Source organism: Shouchella oshimensis (assembly GCF_002019765.1).
Lineage (GTDB): Bacteria > Bacillota > Bacilli > Bacillales > Bacillaceae_D > Shouchella > Shouchella oshimensis.
This window is the reverse complement of sequence record NZ_KV917380.1, coordinates 3,829,037-3,855,414: the sequence shown is the minus strand read 5'-3', so window position 1 is coordinate 3,855,414 and position 26,378 is coordinate 3,829,037. Positions and strand designations below refer to the sequence as shown.

The 26,378-nt window shown below is 38.5% G+C and carries 29 protein-coding genes; 23 read left to right on the top strand and 6 right to left on the bottom strand.

Annotation, left to right across the window (positions count from 1 at the left end):
• Positions 1-79 precede the first annotated feature (79 nt).
• From BK583_RS19225 to BK583_RS19185, 9 genes are all read left to right on the top strand, one after another.
• Positions 80-1,063 (top strand): ABC transporter substrate-binding protein, encoded by a 984-nt coding sequence (locus tag BK583_RS19225; RefSeq protein WP_236702443.1) that lies wholly within the window; start codon positions 80-82, stop codon positions 1,061-1,063.
• Positions 1,064-1,123: 60 nt separating this feature from the next.
• Entirely contained in the window at positions 1,124-3,037 is a 1,914-nt protein-coding gene (locus BK583_RS19220) for an iron ABC transporter permease (RefSeq protein ID WP_236702444.1), read from the top strand.
• A gap of 129 nt (positions 3,038-3,166) precedes the next feature.
• Positions 3,167-3,370 carry a hypothetical protein gene (locus tag BK583_RS19215; RefSeq protein ID WP_055737052.1) on the top strand — a complete coding sequence of 68 codons (204 nt, stop codon included), beginning with the start codon at positions 3,167-3,169 and terminating at the stop codon, positions 3,368-3,370.
• A 54-nt stretch (positions 3,371-3,424) separates the two neighbouring features.
• Positions 3,425-4,249 carry a sugar phosphate isomerase/epimerase family protein gene (locus tag BK583_RS19210; protein ID WP_055737053.1) on the top strand — a complete coding sequence of 275 codons (825 nt, stop codon included), beginning with the start codon at positions 3,425-3,427 and terminating at the stop codon, positions 4,247-4,249.
• 174 nt (positions 4,250-4,423) lie between these two features.
• Positions 4,424-5,137: a 5-oxoprolinase subunit PxpB gene (gene pxpB, locus BK583_RS19205; protein ID WP_055737054.1), complete on the top strand. Its 714-nt coding sequence runs from the start codon at positions 4,424-4,426 to the stop codon at positions 5,135-5,137.
• Positions 5,134-6,156 carry a 5-oxoprolinase subunit C family protein gene (locus BK583_RS19200; protein ID WP_055737055.1) on the top strand — a complete coding sequence of 341 codons (1,023 nt, stop codon included), beginning with the start codon at positions 5,134-5,136 and terminating at the stop codon, positions 6,154-6,156. The genes pxpB and BK583_RS19200 overlap by 4 nt, the downstream gene beginning before the upstream one ends.
• A 13-nt stretch (positions 6,157-6,169) precedes the next feature.
• Entirely contained in the window at positions 6,170-6,955 is a 786-nt protein-coding gene (locus tag BK583_RS19195; protein ID WP_055737188.1) for a putative hydro-lyase, read from the top strand.
• Complete coding sequence (locus tag BK583_RS19190; RefSeq protein ID WP_055737056.1) at positions 6,956-8,167, top strand: NRAMP family divalent metal transporter; 1,212 nt, start codon at positions 6,956-6,958, stop codon at positions 8,165-8,167.
• Positions 8,168-8,186: 19 nt separating this feature from the next.
• The gene (locus BK583_RS19185) at positions 8,187-8,951 is read left to right on the top strand and encodes a LamB/YcsF family protein (protein ID WP_055737057.1); all 765 of its coding nucleotides are present in this window, start codon (positions 8,187-8,189) and stop codon (positions 8,949-8,951) included.
• Positions 8,952-9,024: 73 nt separating this feature from the next.
• On the opposite strand, the gene BK583_RS19180 is transcribed toward BK583_RS19185, so the two are convergent.
• Positions 9,025-11,031 (bottom strand): methyl-accepting chemotaxis protein, encoded by a 2,007-nt coding sequence (locus BK583_RS19180; protein ID WP_038476116.1) that lies wholly within the window; start codon positions 11,029-11,031, stop codon positions 9,025-9,027.
• Between the two features lie 168 nt (positions 11,032-11,199).
• Complete coding sequence (locus tag BK583_RS19175) at positions 11,200-11,874, bottom strand: PspA/IM30 family protein (RefSeq protein WP_038476119.1); 675 nt, start codon at positions 11,872-11,874, stop codon at positions 11,200-11,202.
• A 202-nt stretch (positions 11,875-12,076) separates the two neighbouring features.
• Between BK583_RS19175 and BK583_RS19170 the strand changes: the two genes are divergently transcribed.
• Positions 12,077-12,601 (top strand): 5' nucleotidase, NT5C type, encoded by a 525-nt coding sequence (locus BK583_RS19170; protein WP_055737058.1) that lies wholly within the window; start codon positions 12,077-12,079, stop codon positions 12,599-12,601.
• Positions 12,602-12,934: 333 nt separating this feature from the next.
• On the opposite strand, the gene BK583_RS20540 is transcribed toward BK583_RS19170, so the two are convergent.
• Positions 12,935-13,081 carry a lmo0937 family membrane protein gene (locus tag BK583_RS20540; RefSeq protein ID WP_124741156.1) on the bottom strand — a complete coding sequence of 49 codons (147 nt, stop codon included), beginning with the start codon at positions 13,079-13,081 and terminating at the stop codon, positions 12,935-12,937.
• Positions 13,082-13,306: 225 nt separating this feature from the next.
• On the opposite strand from BK583_RS20540, the gene BK583_RS19165 reads away from it, so the two are divergent.
• The 4 genes from BK583_RS19165 (at position 13,307) to BK583_RS19150 (ending at position 16,296) form a co-directional block, all read left to right on the top strand.
• Entirely contained in the window at positions 13,307-13,648 is a 342-nt protein-coding gene (locus BK583_RS19165) for an ArsR/SmtB family transcription factor (RefSeq protein ID WP_038476125.1), read from the top strand.
• A 13-nt stretch (positions 13,649-13,661) separates the two neighbouring features.
• The gene (locus BK583_RS19160) at positions 13,662-14,960 is read left to right on the top strand and encodes an arsenic transporter (RefSeq protein WP_055737059.1); all 1,299 of its coding nucleotides are present in this window, start codon (positions 13,662-13,664) and stop codon (positions 14,958-14,960) included.
• A 13-nt stretch (positions 14,961-14,973) separates the two neighbouring features.
• Complete coding sequence (gene arsC / locus BK583_RS19155) at positions 14,974-15,390, top strand: arsenate reductase (thioredoxin) (protein ID WP_055737060.1); 417 nt, start codon at positions 14,974-14,976, stop codon at positions 15,388-15,390.
• Positions 15,391-15,498: 108 nt separating this feature from the next.
• Entirely contained in the window at positions 15,499-16,296 is a 798-nt protein-coding gene (locus BK583_RS19150; protein WP_055737061.1) for a DUF2785 domain-containing protein, read from the top strand.
• Between the two features lie 89 nt (positions 16,297-16,385).
• Here BK583_RS19150 and BK583_RS19145 read toward each other — a convergent pair whose 3' ends face one another.
• Entirely contained in the window at positions 16,386-17,555 is a 1,170-nt protein-coding gene (locus tag BK583_RS19145) for a YbfB/YjiJ family MFS transporter (RefSeq protein WP_055737062.1), read from the bottom strand.
• A 120-nt stretch (positions 17,556-17,675) separates the two neighbouring features.
• Here BK583_RS19145 and BK583_RS19140 point away from each other — a divergent pair, with 120 nt between their 5' ends.
• Positions 17,676-18,539 (top strand): LysR family transcriptional regulator, encoded by an 864-nt coding sequence (locus BK583_RS19140; protein ID WP_055737063.1) that lies wholly within the window; start codon positions 17,676-17,678, stop codon positions 18,537-18,539.
• A gap of 122 nt (positions 18,540-18,661) precedes the next feature.
• On the opposite strand, the gene BK583_RS19135 is transcribed toward BK583_RS19140, so the two are convergent.
• Together BK583_RS19135 and BK583_RS19130 are read right to left on the bottom strand one after the other, a co-directional pair.
• Complete coding sequence (locus tag BK583_RS19135) at positions 18,662-18,985, bottom strand: 2Fe-2S iron-sulfur cluster-binding protein (RefSeq protein WP_038476134.1); 324 nt, start codon at positions 18,983-18,985, stop codon at positions 18,662-18,664.
• Between the two features lie 203 nt (positions 18,986-19,188).
• Complete coding sequence (locus tag BK583_RS19130) at positions 19,189-19,377, bottom strand: hypothetical protein (protein ID WP_038476141.1); 189 nt, start codon at positions 19,375-19,377, stop codon at positions 19,189-19,191.
• Positions 19,378-19,580: 203 nt separating this feature from the next.
• Between BK583_RS19130 and glsA the strand changes: the two genes are divergently transcribed.
• The 8 genes from glsA to BK583_RS21340 all read left to right on the top strand — a co-directional run bounded on the left by glsA (position 19,581) and on the right by BK583_RS21340 (position 26,378).
• Positions 19,581-20,510: a glutaminase A gene (gene glsA, locus BK583_RS19125; RefSeq protein WP_038476144.1), complete on the top strand. Its 930-nt coding sequence runs from the start codon at positions 19,581-19,583 to the stop codon at positions 20,508-20,510.
• 628 nt (positions 20,511-21,138) lie between these two features.
• On the top strand, positions 21,139-21,279 hold the full coding sequence (locus BK583_RS20975; RefSeq protein ID WP_158318474.1) for a hypothetical protein: 141 nt from the start codon (positions 21,139-21,141) through the stop codon (positions 21,277-21,279).
• Between the two features lie 60 nt (positions 21,280-21,339).
• The gene (locus BK583_RS20970) at positions 21,340-21,480 is read left to right on the top strand and encodes a hypothetical protein (RefSeq protein ID WP_158318473.1); all 141 of its coding nucleotides are present in this window, start codon (positions 21,340-21,342) and stop codon (positions 21,478-21,480) included.
• Between the two features lie 60 nt (positions 21,481-21,540).
• Positions 21,541-21,681: a hypothetical protein gene (locus BK583_RS20965; RefSeq protein WP_158318473.1), complete on the top strand. Its 141-nt coding sequence runs from the start codon at positions 21,541-21,543 to the stop codon at positions 21,679-21,681.
• Positions 21,682-21,741: 60 nt separating this feature from the next.
• On the top strand, positions 21,742-21,882 hold the full coding sequence (locus BK583_RS20960; protein WP_158318474.1) for a hypothetical protein: 141 nt from the start codon (positions 21,742-21,744) through the stop codon (positions 21,880-21,882).
• 135 nt (positions 21,883-22,017) lie between these two features.
• On the top strand, positions 22,018-24,879 hold the full coding sequence (locus BK583_RS19120) for a thiopeptide-type bacteriocin biosynthesis protein (protein WP_055737064.1): 2,862 nt from the start codon (positions 22,018-22,020) through the stop codon (positions 24,877-24,879).
• On the top strand, positions 24,866-25,867 hold the full coding sequence (locus BK583_RS19115) for a hypothetical protein (protein WP_055737065.1): 1,002 nt from the start codon (positions 24,866-24,868) through the stop codon (positions 25,865-25,867). The genes BK583_RS19120 and BK583_RS19115 overlap by 14 nt, the downstream gene beginning before the upstream one ends.
• A gap of 385 nt (positions 25,868-26,252) precedes the next feature.
• A complete protein-coding gene (locus tag BK583_RS21340) occupies positions 26,253-26,378 on the top strand; it encodes a hypothetical protein (protein ID WP_269083177.1) in 126 nt (41 codons plus the stop codon).

Here is a 26,378-nt window from a genome sequence, read left to right as displayed (position 1 = left end):
TTAGGGATTGCTATTCTTTAATGGAGTAGTATAATCGTAAATGAGTATCATTATCATTTGGTTTATGGGGGAGAATAGATTGAAGACAGCGAGTAAATTCTTATCTGTATTATCGATTGGCTTGTTAGCAGCATGTGGAGGTGGAGAAACGAATTCTGACCAGTCCACTAACGAAGGCAATAGTGAAGAAAGTATAACAGTTTCAGATATTCACGGTGAACATACATTTGAGTCAGTACCTGAGAAAGCCGTTGTGCTTGATTGGATTTTTGCTGAGAACCTTTTATCTCTAGGAGTAGAGCCAACAGGGATGGCTGAAATTGATTCCTATCAAGAATGGGTAGATATTGGTTCAGAAGGATTAGAAAATACAGTAGATGTTGGTTCACGATCAGAACCGAATCTAGAAGCCATTGCTCAACTAGAACCAGACGTAATCTATGCAATTAATTTCAGAGCAGACGCGATGATGGAAGAGTTGAATAAAATTGCGCCTGTGCTCGTCTATAATCCTTATCCAGAAGAAGAGCTTGGTCAAACCCAGTACGAAGAGATGGAAGAGACTTATTTAGAAATGGCTAAATTGTTTGATAAGACCGATGAGGCAAACGATGTGCTAGCTGATTTAGAAACGACATATGAAGAAGCACAGCAGGCGCTAGCTGATATAGAGTTAGACACAAACGAATTTGCATTGACGATGGCATACAGTGATAATCAAGCACCTGCATTTCGTATTTCTACACCAAATGCTCTTGCTGTTGAGGTTTTAGAACGTATGGGATTAGAAAATGTCTACGAATCTGGGAGCTTTGAGCCTTATGGATTTTCGACGGTAGGCGTAGAAGAGTTTACTAAAGTAGAAGATGCAAACCTCCTACATATTGTACAAGGCGATGACAATGTGTTTGAGAATCAACTAAAGGATAACTCTGTCTGGAATGACCTTACGTTTACAAAAGAAAATCGAGTCTATGCTCTTGGTGGTGACACATGGCCATACGGTGGCCCGTTGTCAGCAGAAAAACTCGTACACCGCACGTTAGAAGTGTTAGACCAGTAGAAAATGAGCGCAATGAAATACAAAAAAAACAAGTCCGCTCTGTCTTTTTTATTAGGAAGCTTGATTTTAATCGGGTTATCGGTTGTGCATCTTATACAGGGGCAAGCGGATTTATCAATTGGTGATTTGTTTTCAAGTTGGGATCAACGAACCGAGGCAATTATGGGTGTGCGCTTCCCTCGGTTAATGGTGGGTATCCTAGCTGGAGGCTGTTTAGCAATGGCGGGTTTGGTTTTACAGACCATGACGAAAAATCCATTAGCCTCCGCCGGAACATTGGGTATTAATGCAGGGGCCTATTTATTCGTTGTCATCGGTACTCTTTTCTTTCCAGGAGTGAACGCTTCATTTCTTTTTTCATTTCTAGGAGCGTGTTTTGCAGCTTTTCTCGTCTTTATGTTAGCAGGAAAAACGATGTCACCAGTACGGATTGTCTTAACAGGTATGATTATTACATTACTGTTCGGTGCCTTAACAAGTAGCCTACAGCTCATGTATGAGCAAGAATCAAACGGTTTGTTTTTATGGGGTGCAGGCACATTAATGCAAAATGATTGGTCAGGTGTCGCTTTTATTTGGCCATTTGCGCTCTTTTTAGGGTTACTAGCCATTCTAAGCGGAAAGAAATTTGATCTTATCCACTTAGGTGATGAAGCGGCTAAAGGATTAGGCTTACCTTTAGGGTTCGTAAAGACTTGGGGGTGGGCACTAGGAATTTTGCTAGCGTCTGCAACCGTCAGTGTCGTTGGACCGATTGGATTTATTGGCTTAATGGCACCACATCTCGTTCGGTTAATGGGTATTCGTGGACACCGTCTACAATTTGTTCATACGTTTATGTGGGGAGCAGTTATTCTAATTGCAGCAGATGTGCTTTCGCGCTTGATTTCACCAAATAGTGAACTTCCTGTTGGGGCGATGACTGCTTTTATTGGAAGTCCATGGTTAATGTATTTAGCTTACAAAGCTGCTCGGAAAATGAGAAGCGATAAGCAAAAGCTAACTAGTTCCAAAAAAACGTTGAATCCGATTGTCGTAACAATTTCTCTTATAGGTGTATCACTTGTCGTTGCCTATGTATCTATTTCTTTTGGTGGTGGACAATTCACGAGTATACAAGAAATGTTCGCAGGCAAACTAGTAGATCAAGTGACGATACAGTTTCGTTGGCCTAGAGTCTTGGTTTCCTTTTTGGTCGGGGCATTGCTCGCTTTGTGTGGAGCACTATTGCAAAACGTTTTAAAAAATCCATTAGGCGACCCCTCTATTATTGGTATCACTTCGGGCGGTGGAGCTGGTGCACTTCTTATTCTTGTGGTATTTCCATCGTTACCGTATATCTTTTTACCGATAGGTGCTGTAATAGGATCAATTATGGCCGTTTTAATTGTGATCTTGGCAACAAAACGATCAGGCTTTGAGCCAATTTCCTTGGCGCTAATGGGCGTGGCGGTTTCGGCAATGGCATCGGGTGTGATTCAAATCTTGACGGTCAAAGCAAGTTTAAGTGTTTCACCAGCGCTTGTATGGTTAGCAGGAAGTACATACCGATCCACCTGGGACAATGTCGTTTGGTTATTGGTGATGCTAGTCATTCTTGTTCCGTTTACCCTTTCTTTGAGCAAGCATTTGAATGTACTTGCTTTTTCAAATGAAGTATCGATTTCATTAGGTTCAAAGGTAAAGCTGCTGCGGATTACGTCCATTGTCATAGCCGTTTTAATTGGAGCAGTCTGTGTATCGATCGTGGGAGCAATTGGTTTTATCGGCTTATTAGCACCACATGCAGCACGTGCATTGGTAGGATCAGCGTTTCAACGAGTCATTCCTGTTTCCATGATGATTGGAGGCACTTTACTTATTATCGCTGACTTTTTAAGTCGCTATATCCTATACCCAACCGAAATTCCGTCTGGGTTGCTTGTTGCATTAGTCGGTGCACCGTATATTCTTTATGTGATGAGGAAGCTTTAATTTCGCTTAAGACCACGCTTTTTTGTGGTCTTTTTCGTGTGTCAGTATAAAATAAGGGATTTACCAGTTATTAGTCTTTTGTTGTCAGAATGTTTGTGTAATAATAGTGTAAATTGAGGAGGGATCAAAATGTTTGTTCTATATCGCAATGTTAACGGTAATCAATGGTTTTTAACGAGTGGTAATAAGCGTAAATTCTTTTCCAGCTATGAAGAAGCACATTTATTAGCGGTTAAGCTTAATAGCATGCTTTTAAAAGAAATAGATCCATCAGACTATTGGACAGTCGCGTATATAGAGAAGCATTCCTCACTCATTATCCCTTGTGAATAAGGATTTTTGAACGTTTTTTTATCTAGAGACTATAAGAGAAGAGGCTGTGAGAACATGCGTTATTTATCACTAACAACTTGGAGCTTAAACCGATTATTAGGCCCTCTTTATTGGAATGAATGGGACGAAGAGAATCAAGAAATTACGACAAAAATAGAAGAAATGCCAGCGATCTACACTTTAGAAGAGCTGCCAAAGTTGTTGAAACAAGAAGGGTTCGACGCTTTGGAAGTAATACACCCTCACTTCTCTTCAACAGATTTGAGTTACTTACAACGTGTACGAGCTGCTTTTGAAACAGCATCGATACAGCTATTTTCAATTCTGGTCGATTATGGCGATTTAAGCCATAAAGATCCTGTTAGACGATCTGCTGATAAAGGGTTTATTAAAAAGTGGATTGATATTGCTGCTGAAGTTGGAGCAACATGCACTCGCGTAATTGGCGGAGAGGCGCACCCTGACGATAAAGAAAGCGTAAAAAGGGTGTCTAGTGAGTTAACGGAACTAGCAGCATATGGAGAACGAAAAGGGATTGGTGTCCTTACTGAAAACTTCAAAAGCCTCACTTCCACGTCTGAGAACTGTTTGTTCCTACAACATCATTCTGAAATTAAAGGGTTAATAACCGATTTTGGTAATTTTTCTGGTGTAGGGAAAAAGAACGACATTCGCCTGACAGTACCATATAGCAAGTCTATTCATGTAAAAGCGTTACGAAATCGGGATGGTACAATAAATAAACCTGAACTCATGGAAAACTTAGAATTAGTAAGACAAGCAAGATACGCTGGTCCTTTAACCATTGTGTATGATGGACCAGACGATATGTGGGCAGGTATTAATGAAGTGAAACGAGTAGTAAAGGAATTTTTATAAGGAAAGCAAAGCCGCCGTTGTAACTAATAGCGGCTTTTTCCTAGTAAACTAGTAAAGTTATGCCATAGTGCTCAGTGGTTTAGTGTGGTAGAATGGTACATTATTAAAGAAAGATTGAACGATATTATTTTCTGACTATTTTAATTACATAGGAATTTTAAAGGTGGTTTTGGAATGGAAGAGACACCCTATTTTTATTCACTTAGCGAAACATCCGTTACGGTGAACCTTGGTAATTCCGTAAGTCCTACTGTACAAGCACGTGTTCAACAGCTACTCACAAATCTTAATCACGAACCGTTTCCCGGTTATCAAGAATCGGTTCCAAGTTATATAGGCTTAACGGTTTTTTATGATCCAATGAAGGTAGAAACAGCAGCTGGCAGTGTTGCGACTGAAGTGAAGGCCATTTTAAAAGAACGAGTCAATCAATTAGGCAATCAGGCGATTGAGCAAAGTGGAAATCGCGTAACCATTCCAGTTTGTTATGACATTGAATATGGACCTGATTTAAACGATGTTGCGACAAAAAATGGCTTATCAAAAGAAGAAGTGATTCAGATTCATACATCTGGTGACTACCTTGTATATATGATTGGCTTTGCCCCTGGATTTCCTTTTCTTGGAGGAATGGATGAGCGCATTGCCACGCCGAGGCACGCTCAACCTCGAACAGAAATTCCGGCAGGTTCCGTTGGCATTGCAGGTAGCCAAACAGGTGTATACCCAATTTCAACACCTGGAGGGTGGCAGCTGATTGGACAAACCCCTTTAACTCTTTTTTCAGCAAGTCGAGAAGTTCCAAGCTTGCTACGTGCGGGGGATCACGTCACATTTAAGCAGATTACAAAAGAAGAATTTTTACAGATGAAAGAAGGGGAACAATGAGTATTTTAGTTGAAGAGGGAGGGTTGTTTACGACCATTCAAGATTTAGGTCGAAGAGGCTTTCTTCACCAAGGCGTGTTAGAGAGTGGTGCAATGGATCGTCGGGCTGCCCGTAATGCGAATATAGCCGTTGCAAATGACGAAAAGGAAGCAGTTCTTGAGATGACCCTGATTGGCCCAGTGCTTACCTTCCAAACAACCGCACTCATTTGCATGACAGGAGATGGGATGACCCCTTTTCTGAATGGTGATCCATACCCAATTGGTTATCCTCTCGTTGTTCCAAAGGGGACGACTTTATCGTTTAAAGCAAAGAAAGAAGGCATGCGTACGTACTTAGCGGTTGCAGGTGGATTTAATGTTCCAGACGTAATGGACAGTAAAAGTACATATATTCGAGCCGGTATAGGTGGTTATCAAGGGAGAAGCCTAAAACAAGGAGATTGTCTTGAGCTAGGTAGTCCAACTAAACTGGTTCAACCAGTTATCGAAAAGACAAATCAAAATAATCAAGTGTGGAGATCAAGCTGGCATGTTAATGGTCCAATCAATGAAGCACATGAATTAAATCGAAACGTTATACGTGCTATTCCTGGTACACATTTTGAACGGTTAAATGAAGAGAGTAAGCGTCAGTTGTTTCAGACTACCTTTACGGTTAAAAATCAATCAGACCGAATGGGGTATCGTTTGCAGTCTCAAGTACGTATCGAGTTTAACGATTCATTTAGTCTTTTATCAGAAGCAGTTGCACTTGGTACGGTTCAAGCGCCGCCAGATGGTCAGCTTATTATTTTAATGGCAGACCGACAAACGACAGGCGGGTACCCCCGTGCGCTACAAGTTACTTCTGTTGATATTTGGAAAATCGCTCAATTACGACCGGGACAGTCATTTACATTTACAAAAGTCTCACTTGAAGAAGCAGAGCGCTTGTATGTGGAGTATGAAAGAGCCACAGCGATCAGGAAGCAGGGGATTCTATTAAAGTGGAAACAGTGTGGAAGTGAAAATGAATAAAGGAGACGATGAGATGACGGATCAAAACGAACGTGAACAGCTTATGATGGACATTCGAAATGGACGCTATACAGGTCCTACATCTGGGTTAGCTAGAGGATATGCTCAAGCCAATTTAGTTGTGTTACGCAAAAAAGATGCATATGACTTCCTGCTTTTCTGCCAGCGAAATCCTCAATCATGTCCATTATTAGATGTGACGGATGTTGGCTCTGCTATTCCAAAAATGATGGGCACTCATGCTGACTTACGAACAGATCTTCCGCGGTATCGTGTTTATCGAGACGGTGTTTTAACAGAGGAGCGAACGGAGATAGGAGAATTTTGGGAAGAGGATATGGTTTGTTTTCTAATTGGCTGTAGCTTCACATTTGAAGAAGCGCTACTTGCCAACGGCATACCGATAAGACATCAAGAAGAGAATGTGAATGTGCCAATGTACCTTACCTCCATCCCTTGTGAACAAGCTGGATCTTTCCATGGCAATATGGTCGTCAGCATGAGGCCAATGTCACAAGAATACGCCATCCGAGCATCCCTTGTGACTGCGCGTTTTCCTTCTGTACATGGAGCGCCTGTTCATATTGGTGATCCAGCTTCCATTGGCATTGAAACGATTCAGAAGCCTGACTTTGGGGATTCAGTCACGATAAAAGTAGGGGAGGTTCCTGTATTTTGGGCATGTGGCGTAACGCCTCAAGCTGCTGCGATGGCGAGCAAACCAGATTTAATGATTACACATGCCCCTGGGCATATGTATATTACAACCAAAAAAAATGAACAATTAGGAGTCTTGTAGATGAACCATCCCATTAGCGACAAAGATCGCAGAAAGTTTTTAACTGGTGCTATTTTCTTAATGGCGACGTCTGCCATTGGACCTGCTTTTTTAACACAGACCGCTCGATTCACAGAGCAATTTCTAGCGAGCTTTGCCTTTGCCATCTTAATTTCACTTATTATTGATATTGGTGTGCAAATGAACATTTGGCGGGTTATTTCAGTATCTGGTAAACGGGGTCAAGAGATAGCCAATGCGCTTCTCCCTGGACTAGGGTATGTCATTGCTGGCCTTATTTTATTTGGTGGATTTGCCTTTAATATTGCAAACATTGGTGGGGCCGCACTTGGTCTTAATGTATTATTTGATTTACCTTTAACGGCTGGGGGTGTCATTACAGCTGTTTTAACTATTGGCTTGTTTATGTTTAAACGATTTGGGCCGGTGATGGACCGAGTCATGCAAGTGTGTGGAATCATTATGCTATTAATGGTTGGTTATGTCATGTTCAATAGTAATCCACCTGTTCAAGAAGCAGCATACCGAGCCATTGTACCAGAGGGTTACATGATGCTTCTGTTGCCGATTGTCACCATTGTTGGTGGCACAGTCGGCGGGTACATCTCTTTTGCTGGTGGTCACCGGCTTGTTGATGCAGGAATTACAGGGAAAGAGAACGTTAAGTTTGTTGGGCGTGCAGCGAACTTAGGTATACTTACAACAGGCGTCATGCGGGTGTTTTTATTTTTAGCTGTACTCGGTGTTGTAACAGCTGGTTACAGTTTGGATGAGAACAACCCAGCAGCAACCGTCTTTCAAGTCGGCTTAGGGGATGTTGGTTATTATTTATTTGGCCTTGTGTTGTTTGTAGCAGCGATTAGTTCAGTGATTGGTTGTGCGTACACAAGCGTATCGTTTTTACGATCCTTTCACCCCATTTTTGCAAAACAAAATAACTTTTTCATTGCGGGATTTATTATCATTTCAGTGCTTATCTTTTTAACGATAGGCCAGCCTGTGCAGCTACTGATTTTAGCAGGTGCGTTGAACGGTTTAATCTTGCCGGTAGTGTTAACGACAATCTTAATCGCTTCAAGGAAAAAATCGATTGTCGGTGATTATCATCATCCAACATGGTTAATCGTATTTGGTGCCTTGACGGTAGTGGTAACGTTGGGTGCAGGCTATATTGCACTTGAAGGCATCGTGAACTTATGGACTGGCAATTAACTTGGAGAGGAGAGAGTTTATGAGAAGCGTAGTAGATATGAACAGTGATATGGGTGAAAGTTTTGGTGCGTATACGATAGGGAATGACAGCGACATAATGGCTTATATTTCATCTGCAAACGTTGCGTGTGGCTTTCATGCAGGAGATCCGAAGACAATGCGTGAAACAGTGAAACATGCATTAGAATTGGGTGTTGGAATAGGTGCACATCCTGGATTACAAGACTTAATTGGGTTTGGAAGAAGACCAATGGAGATTACCCCTGAGGAAGGCTATGATCTCGTGCTCTATCAAATTGGCGCGCTTCTAGGAATTACAAAAGCAGAAGGTGGAACATTGCATCACGTAAAACCTCACGGCGCTCTTTATAACATGGCTGCAAAGAACAAAGAACTTGCCACCGCTATTGCTAAAGCCGTTTATCGACTTGATTCTACGCTTGTATTATATGGTCTTGCAGGAAGCGCTCTGATTGATGCCGGGAAGGAAGTCGGGCTACAAACAGCGAGTGAAGTGTTTGCTGACCGTACGTATCAAGCAGACGGGAGCTTAACATCCCGACGGTCACCTGATGCTCTTATCCATGATCCTGAACAAGCGAGTAAACAGGTACTACGTATGATCAACGAAGGAAAAGTCATGACTCAACAAGGCGAAGATATTGATATTGCAGCAGACACGATCTGTATTCATGGTGATGGTGCACATGCTCTTGCGTTTGCAAAAGATATTCATGAAAAGATTACAGCAAGTGGTATAATGGTGCAACGAATAAAGGCATAGTCCAATCGGATTTCTCGAAGTGAAAAGGCAAAAGCACTCTAAAAAGAGTGCTTTTGTTGTTTTTTTTGGCAAGTTAAACGGTATCTGTATTAACGTCAAATTGGCGTATCAACTCTTTTAATTCATCTGCTACTTCACTTAATTGTTCTACAGAAGCAGAAATTTCCTCCATAGAAGCAAGTTGTTCTTCTGTTGATGCTGAAATGTTTTGCATACTTGCTGAAGCCGTTTCACTTATAGAAGATAGATCTTGGAAGGTGGTGACAAAGGCCTCGCTATCCTTCCCAAGAGAAGCTACATTCTTAGCTGATTCATTCACTTCTGTTGCAACAACTTGAACAAATTGCTTCATCTCTTCAAATGATAGTCCAGCAGTCTGAACAACTTCAATCCCTTTGTTCACTTGGTCTGAGCTCGTATTCATTTGTTCAATGGTACGCTCGGTGTCTTGTTGCACGGATAAAACCAATTCAGAAATGGTTTCAGTTGAAGACGCCGTCATGTCGGAAAGTTTTCTTACTTCATCGGCTACAATTGAGAATCCACGTCCATGTTCTCCTGCTCGTGCCGCCTCAATTGCTGCATTTAATGCTAAGAGGTTGGTCTGTGTAGCAATACCTTTGATTGTTTCAGTTACTTCTTCAATTTCGCTAGAGCGCTTTCCTAATGTATCAATGTGTACGGATAAATGTTTAAAGGTGTCTTTAATTTGAGTCATTTGTTTAATGGCATCGGTAATGGCGTCATTTCCTTTTGAAACAGTTATCGCTGCGTTGTCAGTAGTGCTATGAATGTGATTGGTCTTCACCACGACATCATTTACATCGTTTGACATATCACTAGCCACTTTTTCACTTTCCCGCACGCTTGTGCTTTGCTTTTCGACGCCGCTTGCTACTTCTTGAACAGCCTCTGTAATTTGTTCGGTTGCACTCATATTCTCATGTGTAATGGATGCTAATGTATCAGCCGCTTGAGAAAGGTCAGATGATTTGTCTTGAATGTTTGTAATCATGAGCACAAGAGAGGCACGCATTTTTTCAAACGAACGACCAAGACGTCCCATTTCGTCTTTTTGTCTAGGGTTTACTTCATAAGCAACTGACAAGTCACCACCTGCCATACGTTCGGATACACTAATTAATGTCTGGATAGGTGAAGTGATGGATTTAACTAGGAAATAGATGACGGTACCTCCAATTAGAATAGCAATTGATAGTACGGTAATAGCGCTAATGAGAATCGGCATAACTGCTTCATTCATCTCTTCTTCATACATCGATGCCGCAATGGTCCAACCAGTAATTTCATTGGATTTAAAGGTTAAAAGTTGATCGTCTCCGTTAGATGTATAAGATAGGAAGCCTGCGTTATTTTCACTATAGGAGAGAAAAGACTCGTCCGCTTCAGTGCCGGGTTCTTCATAAGGATGAGAGACATACATATTGTTTTCATCTAATAAAAAAACGTAGCCTGTTTGGCCAATGGAAATACTGGATAATAGATCTGAGATAACGGTTAACTCTAAATTTAGAGCGGCAACACCTAATCCGTCATCTGTCGTACGGGCAATAGTCGTGACAGGTTGTTCGGAAGACTGAGAGATATAAGGAGATGTGATAATAACGTCTCCAGACTGTTCCATCGCACGTTGGTACCAAGGTCGTTCTCTTGGATCATAGTCAGGTGGATTTTGAAAAGACGAGGGTGAGTTAATGAAATCGCCAGTTTCCATACCAACATAAGTTTGTTCAACATGGTTTTTAGTTGCTTGGAAAGAATCAAGCAAGAATCGCTGAGCTCCTGGATCGTCCTCGGAGAAATCCGCTAAATCACTGGCTGAAGCAATATAGTCAATATTCTCTACTTGAGATTCTATAAAAAGACTAAGAGTTTCATCTACAATGGCAAGGCTCTCTTCAGTAGCAGCAGTCATCTCATCCATTACGGCTTCTTTTGCATTTTGATAAGAAATAACCCCAATGAGAGAACTTGGAATGACTAAAATAGCAGTAAAACCAATAAATAATTTCGTTCGTAACTGCATAAATTGAATATTTTGTAAAAAACGTTTTAACATGATCAATCTTCTCCTAACTGTTCTACATAGACCGCAACATCCTTAATATCGTCATGAATAGTAGCATGTTGAACCTTTTAAACGTTTTTGTTAAGAAAATAATCAAATCAGTTTGAATCACGAAGAGGGCAAGAAAAAAGGATGATCAGCTGATCATCCTTTTTGAGGCTATTTATTACTATTTAGCTTTGCTTTTAAAGCGGCAAGCTCATCGTCAACGCCGCTGGATTTATCAAGAGCCGCTAATTCATCATCAAGTGATTTATTAGCACTTCTTAGCTCACCTTTAGCGTCTGCCTCTGCTTCTTGACGCATGACCTTTTCTTCCATTCGGTTAAAACCGCCACGAGCACCACTATTACCAATAGAAGAAAGTGATTCATTTACTTTTGCACGAGCTTTAGCGCTTTCTGAACGTGCTTTTAGTGAATCTTTCTTCATATTCATATCACGGTATTCGTCTTTCATCTCACGAAGCTTATCTTTTAGTTCTTCTGATAATCTCGCTGATTCAGCATGAGACTCTTGTAGTGCATCGCGTTGACCTACATGTTTATTTTTGTCTTCCAATACACGACGAGCAAGGTCTTCGTCACCAGATTCAAGTGCGCGCATGGCTTGCTCTTCTCGTTTAGAAACGAGTTCAGCAGCCTCATCGGCTTGTTTTTTAAGCATTTTTTCGTTTGCGATTTGCTTGGCAACTGCTGCTTCAACCTCAGAAATGTCTTTTTCCATATCAAGCAAATATTGATCAAGCATCTTGCCTGGATCTTCTGCTTTGTTCAACATTGAATTTAATTCGGAAGAGACAATAGTACGAACACGATTAAAGAAACGAAACATCGGATCTTCCCCCTTTACTATAATAACGAACTATTCCTAACATAGCATATCTTGCTTGCTTATAGATGTAAATACGTAAAGGAAATCGAAATGGTTTCATTTTCAATTTCATGTTCTGATCAAAAAAAGGCGGGCTTAGCTTCTGCCGAACTACCTCACTGTGGTATGCTTAAGGAAAAGACAGAAGACAGGGAGTGGACGTATGAAGCGCATTGCCATTGATATGGATGAAGTGATGGCGGACTTCACAAAAAAACATCTTGCACTTTTTAATGCAGATTACAATGAAGCGATCACATTGGAAGATTTACAAGGTAAAAAACTAAGGGATTTGCGTCCGCACTTAGTGGATGAGATTAGAGAGTATTTAAAAGACCCTACTTATTTTCGCGATTTAGACGTGATGAAAGACGCACAAGAGGTGATTAAAGAATTAAGCGAGTCGTTTGAAATTTATATTGCGACAGCAGCGATGCATTTTCCAACCTCTTTTACAGCAAAGTATGAATGGCTTCAAGAGCATTTTCCTTTTTTAGATGACCAGCATTTTGTCTTTTGTGGCGATAAGAGTGTCATAAAAGCAGATTATTTAATAGATGACAATGTGTATCAGCTCGAGCGATTTACAGGAGAGGGTATTCTTTTTACAGCACCTCATAACATTCATGAGAATCGTTTTATTCGTGTGAACTCGTGGGCAAATGTAAGAGACTATTTTCTTAAATAAAGCCAATGTGAAGAGCACCAGCCATCACTATTTCTATGTTTTAAAGTAAAAAGAGGCTGGGACATAACGAAAAGTAGTAGTTGAAAAGACGAATAGTCTAAACTATGCTGAGTAGCACCGCTACAGGAGAATCCTTCGCTTTCCGGGGACACGGCCTCAGCCTCCTCCGTGAAAAACCGCCACTCCAGAGTCTTCAGACACGTGCTGATCCCCCAGGAGGCTTCGGATTCTCCTTCCGCTCATGTTCATATAAAACAAATGACGAACATTCCTATTTTCAGGAATGTTCGTCATTTTGGTCTGTCTATCTACTTTTGTCCCAGTCTCTTTTCGTTAAACTTTTCGACGACCAGAAATGAGTTGAAAAATCAATACAACGAGTGCAACGACTAATAAAATGTGAACAAGATTCCCACCAATATCGCCAATAAAGCCAAGTAACCATAATACTAAAATAACAATAAGTGCAGTCCAGAGCATAAGTCAGCCCTCCTTTTATGGATATGTTATCGATTCCCTCTTTATCGCAATGTAAACTGAGAGTTTCTTCCATATCTAGTGTTTTAACATTTCATTGAACAGGTGTATCTGTAGATTTTGATGATACAGGAAAGAAGGAAGAAGTTATATAAGTCAATATTAATATATACTTTGACTTATATATTTATTTGATTATATAATGGTTTTCAGAGAGGTGATTCATATATGGAACATACAACATTACCAATGTCTGAGCTAACTGCATGCTTAAAGGTTATTGGTGATCCAACTCGTTTTTTAATGCTTAAATTAGTTGAGAAGAAGACCTATTGTGTGTGCGAGTTCGTTGAAATGCTCGGGATCAGTCAACCAGCTGTGAGTCAGCATTTACGGAAATTAAAAGATTTAGGGATACTAACAGAAGAAAAAAGAGAGCAATGGCGCTACTTCACTCTCAATACGACCTCTACTTATTTTCCTGTAGTTCGTGATCTTCTTCAATATAGTGACGATCAAGATGAACGTTATCTTCAAGCTTTAGAAAGAGAAGGGCTTGCGAGCTGTTAAAGGGGACTAAACAATGGTAGATGTCATAATAGCTTCGTTGATCTTTGTCGTAACGTTAGTGTTTGTTATTTGGCAACCAAAAAACTTGAACATTGGATGGTCAGCTTGTGGGGGAGCTTTACTTGCTCTTTTACTTGGTGTGGTTCATTTTACTGATGTGATTGATGTAACAGGGATTGTCTGGAATGCAACGCTTACGTTCATTGCCGTCATTATTATCTCCCTCATTCTAGATGAGATTGGCTTTTTTGAATGGTCAGCTCTCCATATGGCGAGGGTGGCTAAAGGAAATGCCGTTCTTATGTTTGTTTATGTCTGTTTACTAGGTTCAATTGTTGCCGCTTTTTTTGCCAACGATGGTGCTGCATTAATTTTAACGCCTATTGTGTTAGCAATGGTTCGTTCGTTAAATTTTAACGAAAAAATGGTTTTCCCATTCATTATTGCAAGTGGATTTATTGCTGACACAACGTCACTTCCACTTATCGTGAGTAATTTAGTGAACATTGTTTCAGCAGATTATTTTGGTATTGGCTTTATTGAATATGCCACACATATGATCGTGCCAAACCTTTTTGCTCTAATCGCAAGTATTATTGTCTTGCTTCTTTATTTTAGAAAGAGCATCCCGAGACGGTATGATTACGCTCAACTCAAAGAGCCGATGTTGGCGATTAAAGATCGAAGAATGTTTCGCCTCTCTTGGGTCGTATTAGGATTACTTCTTGTTGGCTACATGGGCAGTGAATTCGTTGGAATGCCAGTATCGATTGTTGCTGGTGTCATAGCTATTTTATTCTTACTTATTTCTAGAACGAGCTCTGTCGTAAATACAACAGCTGTCCTAAAAGGAGCTCCATGGAATATCGTTTTCTTTTCTATTGGAATGTATGTCGTTGTTTATGGACTACGCAATGTCGGGTTAACCGATGTATTAGCAGATGCTATTTTTATCATAGCAGACCAAGGGCTTTTTGTTGCGACAATGGGAATGGGCTTTATAGCCGCTATTCTTTCATCCATTATGAACAACTTGCCAACGGTTTTAATTAACGCCATTGCCATAGGTGAATCAGGAACAACTGGGTTGACGAAGGAAGCCTTAATTTATGCCAATGTTATTGGCGCGGACTTAGGGCCGAAAATTACCCCAATTGGTTCACTTGCTACGTTGCTTTGGTTACACGTGCTTTCTAAAAAAGGTGTGAGAATTTCATGGGGAACATATTTCAAGACAGGGATTATTATTACGATTCCTGTTCTATTCCTTACCTTACTTGGCTTATATATATGGCTATTAATCATTTACTGAAGGAGAATGAAGCATGAAAAAAACAATCTACTTTTTATGTACAGGAAACGCATGCCGCTCGCAAATGGCTGAAGGCTGGGCAAAGTATTATTTGCAAGATGAATGGGATGTATATAGTGCAGGCATTGAAGCCCATGGTTTAAATCCAAATGCTGTTAAAGTGATGGAGGAAGTAGAAATGGACATTTCCAACCAGACGTCAGACATGGTTGACGATGTATTGCTTAACAACGCAGACTTCGTTGTAACGTTATGTGGAGATGCGGCTGATAAATGTCCAATGACGCCACCTCATGTAAAGCGTGCTCATTGGGGGTTTGATGATCCTGCCAAAGCAGAAGGTTCCGAAGAAGAAAAATGGGCATGTTTTCAACGTGTCCGTGATGAGATTGGTCTAAGAATAAAAGCATTTAAAGAAACAGGGGAATAAAGTGGAAAACACAGCTCCTTTGCAGGATTCTGTGTTTTTTCTACTAGCAGGAATTCCTAATAAGGCATGATGGCTTAAATTAAATGATGAGGGTAGAGTGAAAAAAGAATGAAGGAACCGTATTCAAATTTAAAAGATCTACTATCAAATTCGACAACAACACACTCAAATGAATTAATTAATAATATGTTGCATTCAATTGGAAGTACGGATCCAGTTTTAAGAGATAACCTGATATACGGGACTTTTCATAAATGGATACGTAATAAACAATTAGAACACAAACAAGTAAATTTTATACTAGAGGTTTGCAACAAAAATTTGTTAACAGGATTAGGTGAAAAAGAGACTGATTCTGTTTTTAAAAGGTCTTTCTCGGCTATTGTATGTGCTGCAATTTTAAACGCTCGATACACGGTGGATGACGACTTGTTAAAAGATCTGGCCAGTAATAGTCTAAAGGTGATGGTGGGTGAAAAAGATCTACGAGGCTATGTGGAAAATAAAGGATGGGCACACTCGATTGCGCATACAGCGGATCTACTGGATTCCATTGTTCAATACTCTTCAATCGGTAGAAAAATACTATCTAGTTCAATAACTAAAGTGGTGGAGCCTCTGTCAAAAGGGATCGTATTTATAGATGATGAGCAAGAAAGAATAGCATTTCCTTTAACAAGTATCATTTGTTTAAGTAAGACACAAACAGAGTTAAACGAATTATTAGCTTGGATGAAACAGAAATTAGAATTAGAGCGAAATGTAGCTGGGGTGTCTTTTTATAGAATACGAACAAATTATATGGCACTTTTAAACGCTATCTATTTAAATCTAATAGAAAAAAAGGCTAACACCGAACTATCGAATAACATTTTAACTGAGCTTTTATTTATTCGTAATCTTTAATAGATTAGGCATAGATTAACAAGTTTATTCATGCGATACAAAGTAAAGTTCATAGTGAATGTCAATTCGCCTCGTTAATGTAATCTTCCTTAATCTCGATTAAATTTAGAATGAAAAGGAGCGTTGGATGTAAATGAAGCAGCTACAATGATAAACGATAGTACTAGAGCAAAACCAGCTAAAAGAAAGGAAAACTGGAAATGTATGAACTTAATAAACAGACTGGCAACAGAAGGACCTATAATTTGCCCTAAAGCGTAAATTGCCGTTAATCCACTTACGAGATTCTTACTGTCTTTAAATTGCTTGCTTATATTCATTGTAAGGGTAATGATCCCTAGAAATGTTCCTCCAAAAAGAAATGCTGAAAGGACAATTAAAAGTAAATGTTGTGATAATACTGGTATAAAGACAGCGAGAATCTGAATAAAATATGCGTACTTTAAGGCTTTTGAAGCTGATATTTTCTTTCCAAGCCAAGACCACACTATACAAGATGGAATAGCTCCCAGACCCACAATTGCCCAAATATAAGAGGGTTCAAAAGAAACGTTATTGTTAGCAAGCAGCCCAGTAATGAAAGTGGCATAAATAATATACCCAAACCCTTCAAACAGATAAGATAAATAAAGGGCAATCTTTTTTTTCTTACTATGGTACTTAGATGGGACCCGGGCTGTAAAAGTGGTTTCCGTCTTATCCCGTGGCATTACATTCATCATAAAGGCGACGATGACTGTTAATAATAGACTAATGAGTCCGAAGAATAGCCAGGTAAATGACCAGTTAACAGAATTCGTGATGAAAGGTGTAAAACCTCCAGATAACAAGATGCCAAAGCCAACGCCACTATATAAATAGCCTGAGTATTGAGTTTGGTTTAGTTGAACGAAACGACCTAAAACCAGATTAGTGGCGAATACAAATATGAAACCGCTGCTAATACCAGAAAGAAGTCTAAACAAAACCCACATAAAATAATCATCCATTAATCCCATTAAGACAGTCATTAGCCCATTTGTAATTAACAGAAGAATCATTGATGTACCTGTAGGTTGGATCGTCCTCGCTGCAAATGCTCCTATAAAATACCCAATATAGTTCCAAGTGGCTAACATTCCTAGCGCTGAAAATGATTGACTTGTTCCTATTTCCATATAAGGAAGTATCGGGGTGAAGAGAAATCGTCCGATACCTATAACAATCGTAAGGCTAATAAAACCAATAACTAGTAAACGAAAGGTTTCTCTATTATTCATATGTGCTCCCACCTATCAAAACGCTTATTGATTTAGTTTACGCTAATTGTGATATCATTAATAATGTTTATAATTTATATCAGAGTTCAAAAAAATTGATAAGGTGGAGTTAATTTGAGAATGGATGATTTAAAAACATTTGTTGAAGTTGCCAAGCAGAATAGTATGTCCAAGGCTGCTGAAGTTTTTAGAGTCGGTCAATCAAATGTCACCATGAAAATGAAACGGTTGGAAGCCTATTATCAATGTAATCTTTTCTTGCGAACTCCTCACGGTGTCAGACTAACGAATGAAGGTAAAGTTCTATACGAACGAACAGTTACATTGTTACATTACTGGGAACAAACAAATGAAATGATGAGTAAGAAAGAGATTTTCAGAGAATTGTTTATTGGGTCAATGGAGACGACAGCAGCTATACGGCTTCCATCTCTTTTAGCGGAAGTCTATCGTACGTATCCTAACGTATTAATTAACTTGGAGACAGGAACGTCGGAACAAATAGTAAACAAATTAATAAATTATGAAATAGACGCAGGATTTATCGCAGGATTCATCAACAAGTCAGGAATTAAAGGCTTTCCAATTTTCAAAGAAGAAATGGTCTTAATCACATCAAAGAGTTTAGGGGGAAGGCTTGATTCTACATTTGTTCAATTAGAAGGCCAGAATATGCTTACTTTTAAAACAGGATGCTCCTATCGGCAGTTGTTAGAAACCTTCTTGTACGATCATGCTCTCACGACTACGCGAAAAATGGAATTCGGATCAATTGAAGCCATAATTGGTTGTGTGAAAAATGGAATGGGTATTTCCATCTTGCCTTATTCTGTAGTGAAAAATCATACGAACATTACATTCAATGCCTTACCCTCAAAATATAGTATGGTCGAAACCTATTTTGTCTATCGTGAAAATGAATGGTTGTCACTGTATAGCGTAATGGAACAGGTCGGAAAAAATAGTAAGGAAGGATGTTCTTAAAGGTTGGTGGCGAAAAAAAGAATAGGCAAAACGGTAGCGGCTTTCCTTCACGATTGATCTTTGATGGTTCAAGAATTAGAAAACAAGAGCTGATGCCTAGGCATCAGCTCTTGTTTCCGGTGTCATTCCTCTGGTCGAGTGCCAGGGTCCATTTGTTCGCTTGTTGCTGTTCGCAAAGGTTTCACTTTTAAGTCTTTCTCAATACGAATTTGGCAGGAGAGGCGCAAATTTTCAGCTGTAATCCCTTTTTTCTCTCGGGCAGCAGCTTCTATTTCACTAATAGGACCAGCATCTCCGTCGACAATTTCGCAAAGACACGTCGTACAGCGTGCTTTTCCGCCACAGCGATGAAGGATATCAACGCCGTTATCCTCTAGAGCAAGAACAAGTTTCTTCCCTTGTTCCGCACGGAAGCTGTGGTAGCCTTCAGCATGAATCATTGGCATATCATTCATTCCCTTCTACATACATCCTCTTAATAAGTGTAGCATGAAAGTAAACGAAGTAGAACGGTGATTCTACAGAGGGGAGAAGGCGTAGATATTTTTAAGAATTTACCTGTTCTCATAATCGTATAAGAAGCAGGTAATGGTTAAAAGAACAAAGAGGGGCACAAAGGCCTCCTTATAGAAAAGTATGTATAGGCCGTTTATTCAAGGCCATAATGGACGAGTAGCTGTGTCTCAAGATGTTCTGCTTGTTCAAAAGGAAGTACGTTGCGTTTTTTGCGAACATATTCTTCAATGGCGCGCAAGTAGGCAGATAATTCGCTCGTAGCGGTTGGCAAAAACTGTTGCGCACGTTCTTCAACTGCTCGTAAATCTTCTGCTGTATACATGATCTTCACTCCTAAGAGATTTCTTACCTCTAGTTTATGGCAGAATAGACCCCATAACTAGTTAAGAGCTGTTAAAGATTACGTAAAACTGTCTTAACAGATTGAAAAGTAGCGGAGAAACGCTTGCAATGTTTAAATTCCAGCTCTTTGTGGGATAGCGGATAAAATAGGTGAGATGATAAAGAGAAAGAGGAGTGGTTTGAATGCTGTGCCAATCAAATGATGAATTGCAGCTATTAGTGAATCAAGCGAGAGAGGTGATTCATGATGGGAATGTAGCAGATTATATACCTGCACTCGCCAAAGCAGAGCAAGAAAAATTATCTGTAGCGTTATTTTATCCCGATGGACGCCTCTATTCAGCAGGAGATACAAATGAAAATTTTACCTTACAAAGCATCTCAAAGGTCCTTGCCTTAGCCCTTGCGTTAATCGACCACGGAGAGGAGTATGTGTTTCAACGTGTGGGAAAAGAGCCAACGGGAGATCCGTTTAATTCAATCGCTAAATTAGAAACAAATAAGCCTTCGAAGCCGTTAAATCCAATGATTAATGCAGGTGCTCTTGCCGTTACTCATATGATAAAAGGAGAGTCTGTTGAGCATCGTTTTGAACGGTTGATTGAATTTATACGTTGTTTATCAAGCAATGAGACCATATCGTATAATGAAGAAATTGCGAAGTCCGAATATGACACAGCGGACTTAAATCGAGCGCTTGCGTTCTTTATGAAGCAACATGATGTTATCACAGAAGACATTGAAGGATTAATGGACCTTTATACGAAGCAATGTGCAATTGAAATGAATTGCAATGATTTAGCAAGAATTGGCTGTGTGTTGGCGATGGATGGACGTAACCCTGAAACCGATGAACAAATCATTCCTGTAGATGTCGCCCGCATTTGTAAAACGTTTATGGTAACTTGCGGCATGTATAATGCATCAGGAGAATTTGCGATTAATGTCGGTATTCCAGCAAAAAGTGGAGTTGCGGGTGGAATTATGGGTTCCATTCCTAAAAAATGTGGCATCGGTATATTCGGTCCCTCCTTGGATGATAAGGGGAATTCAATCGCAGGTATCCGGTTGCTAGAAATGATGTCGAGGCAGTATTCGTTATCGATGTTTTAAAAAAGAGGATGAAGAATAGCGACAACGATAAGCAATATCAGGCTTTTTAATTTTATATCGCTAAACAGAAAAAAATAAAAAAAGGCTGGGACATAACGAAAAGTAGTAGTTGAAAAGACGAATAGTCTAAACTATGCTGAGTAGTACCGCTACAGGAGAATCCTTCGCTTTCCGGGGACACGGCCTCAGCCTCCTCCGTGAAAAACCGCCACTCCAGAGTCTTCAGACACGTGCTGATCCCCAGGAATCTTCGAATTCTCTTATCATATAAAGCAAATGACGAACGTTCCTATTTTCGGGAATGTTCGTCATTTTGGTCTGTCTATCTACTTTTGTCCGAGCCTCTTTTTTCTTTATTTGTGAGTAATGACTTTGTAACAGTTTAATTAAGGCTGATATTAGCGCCCATGTTAATGTCGCGATTAATGTTAAACCACATATCTTACTTGAAAACTTAATACGATCTATTCTTATAATCGTCATTCAACAGGAAAAACAAAGACGGCATTCAATTTTAAAAATAATTATCTAAAAAATTTGAAAATGTATTTTATAATACATTCCTCAATAAGTATCCATTGTATTCTAATGAAGAAGAAAAGAAGAAACGAAGAAAGGAGGTCCTAAAATGGAAAACAAAAAAGTAATCAATTCAAATGATATCAATGTAAAACTAGAAGACTATAGCGTAAAGTCATCAACGGTTATGCAAGAGATGGAAGCATCTATTTATGCATCAGTAATTATTCGACCAGAACTAGCAAACTAATTGTATAAGCATGACCAGCCTATAAAATCAAAAAACCAAAAAAAGAGGAGCTGTCCTAACATGGAAAACAAAAGAGTAATCAATTCAAATGATATTAATGTAAAACTAGAAGACTATAGCGTAAAGTCATCAACAGTTATGCAAGAGATGGAAGCATCTATTTATGCATCAGTAATTATTCGACCAGAACTAGCAAACTAATTGTATAAGCATGACCAGCCTATAAAATCAAAAAACCAAAAAAAGAGGAGCTGTCCTAACATGGAAAACAAAAGAGTAATCAATTCAAATGATATTAATGTAAAACTAGAAGACTATAGCGTAAAGTCATCAACAGTTATGCAAGAGATGGAAGCATCTATTTATGCATCAGTAATTATTCGACCAGAACTAGCAAACTAATTGTATAAGCATGACCAGCCTATAAAATCAAAAAAACAAAAAAAGAGGAGCTGTCCTAAAATGGAAAACAAAAAAGTAATCAATTCAAATGATATTAATGTAAAACTAGAAGATTATAGCGTAAAGTCATCAACAGTTATGCAAGAAATGGAAGCATCCATTTATGCATCAGTGATTATTCGACCAGAACTAGCAAACTAAGTTTGAATCTATTCTCCGAAAAGGTTGTGTGGTGTGCTTAGATCCATGCCACACAATTATTTACTATTCGTATACGTTACTAATAATACGTTAAAAAATCGAACAATTTGATTTAACTCATAAGGAGGAGTACATATGATTAAAAGAAAAGCCGCATTAAAATTCTCTGCTGTGCGCAAATTGTTTACTGAAGAAGAAGATGAGTATTTGCATGAAGTAATAAGAGACTCGGCTTTCTTGGAAAGGATATTACTAAATAGTACTCCCCTATACAATAAGTTAAAAAAAATTGTTGATGAAGACAGAAAGATCGATAAAAAAACAAAAAAAACCGTAGTGAACTATTTATTAAGAATGGCGGCGAGACCGCAGCCTAACCGTATGAACTCAGGAATCTGTACGAATGACAGTGACCGTTTTCGTGGGCGGACCGAATTAAAACAGGTAAGTATATCTGTGGAGTGGGAACAAAATGTAATAAAAAAACTCGAAAATTCTATTCTTACGTTTTCCAACATAAAACTGACGTTAAATCCAAAACTATACGAGAAAGATCAACAGTTTTTGTTAGAGACGTTTTCAAAAGAAAATACGGCCTACATTTATTTAGAAAGTTCCAGGTTTTTGAAAGACTTGTTCGATTCCTTAAGATCACCTATTTATAGTCAGACACTATTAGATCAATATCAAGACTCTCAAAAAGCTCTAGTGTTAGGAGTTATACAAGAGCTACTAAAATCAGATATTATAAAAACTGAACTTTCTACTTATTCTATCAATAGAGATGCTGATGCTTTTTTAGAAAGCCTTTTAAGCTACAGTAAGTACGATGTTGAATTAGTTTCATCTATAAAAACAATTAAAGAATTAATACATAACTATAAGGAATTGGAAGTTGGCAAAGGGATTGACGTATACAAAGCGTTAGTTTCAAAAATGGCGGCATTGTGCAAAAGTTCCTCATATTTACTTGTTGATTTGTCTATATACGATTCTTTGGAGAATAAAGAACAAATTAAACAGGCCCTTGATAATGGAGAATCCCTAGAATTAATGGCTTTTTTTGACAAACACCAAGGGATCGATTGGAACAACTATTACAATCGGTTTATAGGGAAATATGGCTTTTACACAAGAGTCCCTTTACTTGAGATGATAAATAAAGATGCTGGGCTGGGTTTTATGCAGCACCTGTCTTTTGATGATAGAGATAATCGAATTGAAAAATACATTCTGAACAAAATGATGCAGTGGCATAGAGTGAGCGATAAACCAACGCTTACCCTTACTGAAGAAGATTTTTTATCGATTAAAGCGTTATACGGGAAAAAAGGGGACGGTAGGATTCCTATTTCATTTGATTGCAAGATTGTGGAGAGTAAGGCTGGATTTCTTTTACCTCCTAACGCGTTTTCTTTCCCTCGTTATTCTTTTACAGGTCGTTTTTCGTCTTGTAAGGGGAGTAAAGGAGTGGATTCCCATGGCTATTCAGAATTAAGCTATATGAGCAATTATTTTAAAGATGTCGGTTTAACTTATCGATCAGAGAGCAATACGTTTATCGATTGCATCGGCCACACTGATCGATTAAAAGGGAGAATTCCCCTAAATGAAATCGATATGGTTGCCCATAAGAATCGCCTTCATATGATCCACAAAGATCAAATCATCTATCCTGTATCAACTCATTTGTTCAGTTATCGAAACTTTAATGAACATCCTGCTTTAGTCTTTCTAAGTGAATTTTCTAGGTACTGTTTCGAGTACCCGAATAACTTCCCTATCGAAAATTTCTCTTATTTGGAATATATCCCTAGGATTGAATACAAAAATCTCATTGTGTCACCTGCTAGAGTCAATATCAAATTTGAGCATGAAAGTACGAAAACGGAAAGAGTAAAGAAGATTAGCGACCTCTTAAATAAGTACAGCTTGAATCAAAATAAATATATTTATTTTTTGGAGGGAGATAAAACGCTACCTGTACCTCTCAATAATGAGGAGGCTATGTTATTTTTGGAAAGTTGTATAAGCAAGAAGGATCAGCTTGTACTAATGGAAGCGCCGGAATTAGATGAATCGACTGAAGAAGTCAGCGATTGGATCTATTCATCAAAACAGTATAACCAAAATCAAGGGACCTTTGACCTCGATACTAAGCAAATCGTACATGCACAAAAATTAAAAGAAAAAATAGACCCTTGTATAAATTCTTATCATTTGTACTACAGAAGTGGTAAAAGAGAAAAAGTAGAAAACATGATTTTGGCGTTAAATGAAAAAGATCACTTGTTAGAAGATGTATTTATTGTGAATTATATTGATGAGAATAAGAAAGAACATATGCGCGTACGATACAAAAAGAATCTCGAAACAGAGAGTAAATGGGAAGAAATCTTATCCTCAATGCTTTCATCAGGGTGTTTATACGATTTCCAAAAAACGTTGTTTCGGCCTGAAGTGAACAGATATGGTGGAAATGGGCTATACAATCTCGTGTATACATTGTTTTCGGCTGAAACAAAGTTACTAAATGTATTGAAACAAGCTTACGCACCTTACAATGAGAGTGAAAGTGCATTGTATCTCTCTAGCTATGTATTATATGGATTGCTTGGGAAAGATACAAATCTGTTGTTCCAGTACATTGAAAGCAGTATAGAGAAAGAGAGCAAATATGTTAAACCATTTGCAAAAAAACGCACGAATTACCGTGGAATCGTGTTACAAGCGTTAAAGGATTACAATGAAACATCACATCCATTGCTAATTGAATACAATCAGTTAGCAGCAGATCTGTTAATAGCAGCTAAGAGACTACGATTATCAGATGATTACTTGTTTTACATTGTACAAAGCATTGTTCATATGGCAATGAATCGTCATTTTCCTTTTAAGAGAGAACTAGAATTGGAAACCAATCAATATATGAGGTTCTCATTTTCAAACATTCGTTACTACCTTCAGGAGGGAGTATTAAAAAATGGAGCATTATAGTATTAAATGTTATGTGGTAGAACCATCTCAAGAATTAAAGGCTACCATAAAAAAACTTATAAAGAATTACAACTTTATGATTGATAAAGGGTGGGAAAATGGCTATCACTTGCACCTTAGAGGAACGATTCGTCGCAGTGATTTATCGTGGATGTTAAAAGAGCTTAAAGCAGGCGTGAATTGCTCTTTAACAAGTTTTGATGAGGCGGAATTTAGTAGAAACTATCAATCTACAGCAACTATATTAAGACATGCTAACCCATTTAACCCCATTTTGAAGAACGACGTTATCGTTAAAGAAGAGGATCTTATTTTTAATGAAAAATTAGAAGATGATTTGTTTAAAGAGTCGAATAAAATTTTTGATCATTATTTTAGCGAATATTATTTTGAAGAAAATGCTTTACACCCAATTATTGCTGAAATAATGAAGTTTCATCATAAAATGACAGAATATGAACAACTAGAGACTTATGTTGTTGAACATCAAGCTTATAATTGTCATCTTTCTCACTATGTTGCGTTTATTAATCGTTTAAATGCTCAGGATAAAGAACTAGTAGAAAACGATTTTAAACGGAGGTTTGAAAGTGATTCGAAAGAAGGCTTGTTGAATTTCGATCTATCTTCAACAGCTTTAACGGAGAATTTACTTGGTTTCTTTTATAAATTACGCCCTTTAATAGAAAGGAAAGATCTTAACTTCTATATGCCTTTTGATCGTTCTCATATTGATGAAAAGATTGAATATGCTTCCAAAAGACATCAAGTTACTTTTGCAAAAGAGAATATGCATATCTATTTATACAATGAGGTTTTAATTGCTAACAGATGGGTCACAAATGCTTTATACAAAAAATTGTTACTTTTAGGTTTAACCAATATGGATCGCTTCTACATGAATTACGTGATCGCTCGGTTAAATTTTTCGGAAAAGGAATTGTCAGATTATCCAGTGCAAAGTCTGAATAAGGCCTCCGTGTCATAAAGGCGTATGAACAATAAAATAAATGATTGTAAGCAAGCCGTCATGGGATTGGAAGAAGATCACTCCAGTTCCAGACGGTATTTTTAATGCATAGTAGTCCGTCCGTTTTCTCTTCCCATTGGAGATTTAGATTGTGGTTACGTTACGTGATGATCACTATAAAACAAGCTCTTCTTATCATTTTTTAATGGAAACAATTTAAAATGCTGTGGGAAGTAGGAATCTGTAAGTTTTAACTAGCTGTTAATCTACTTGAGTGAGTAGTTAAGTAAGGCCTTCATAAAAGCACTTTATGTATGTTTAATTTACAATAATTTAACCTCTTCTTATTAATCAGAATGTAACGATACAATTCATGTAACAACTAATAAAGGAGAGCGATTAGATGAAAAAAATACTGTTTAGTGTAATGGTAAGCTTGTTGTTAGTAGCTGGAGGATCAACCCTTGACGTAGCTTCTGATGAATATCAACCAGGTCCATTCGGCGATCCTGAGGGTCCATTAGTTTAA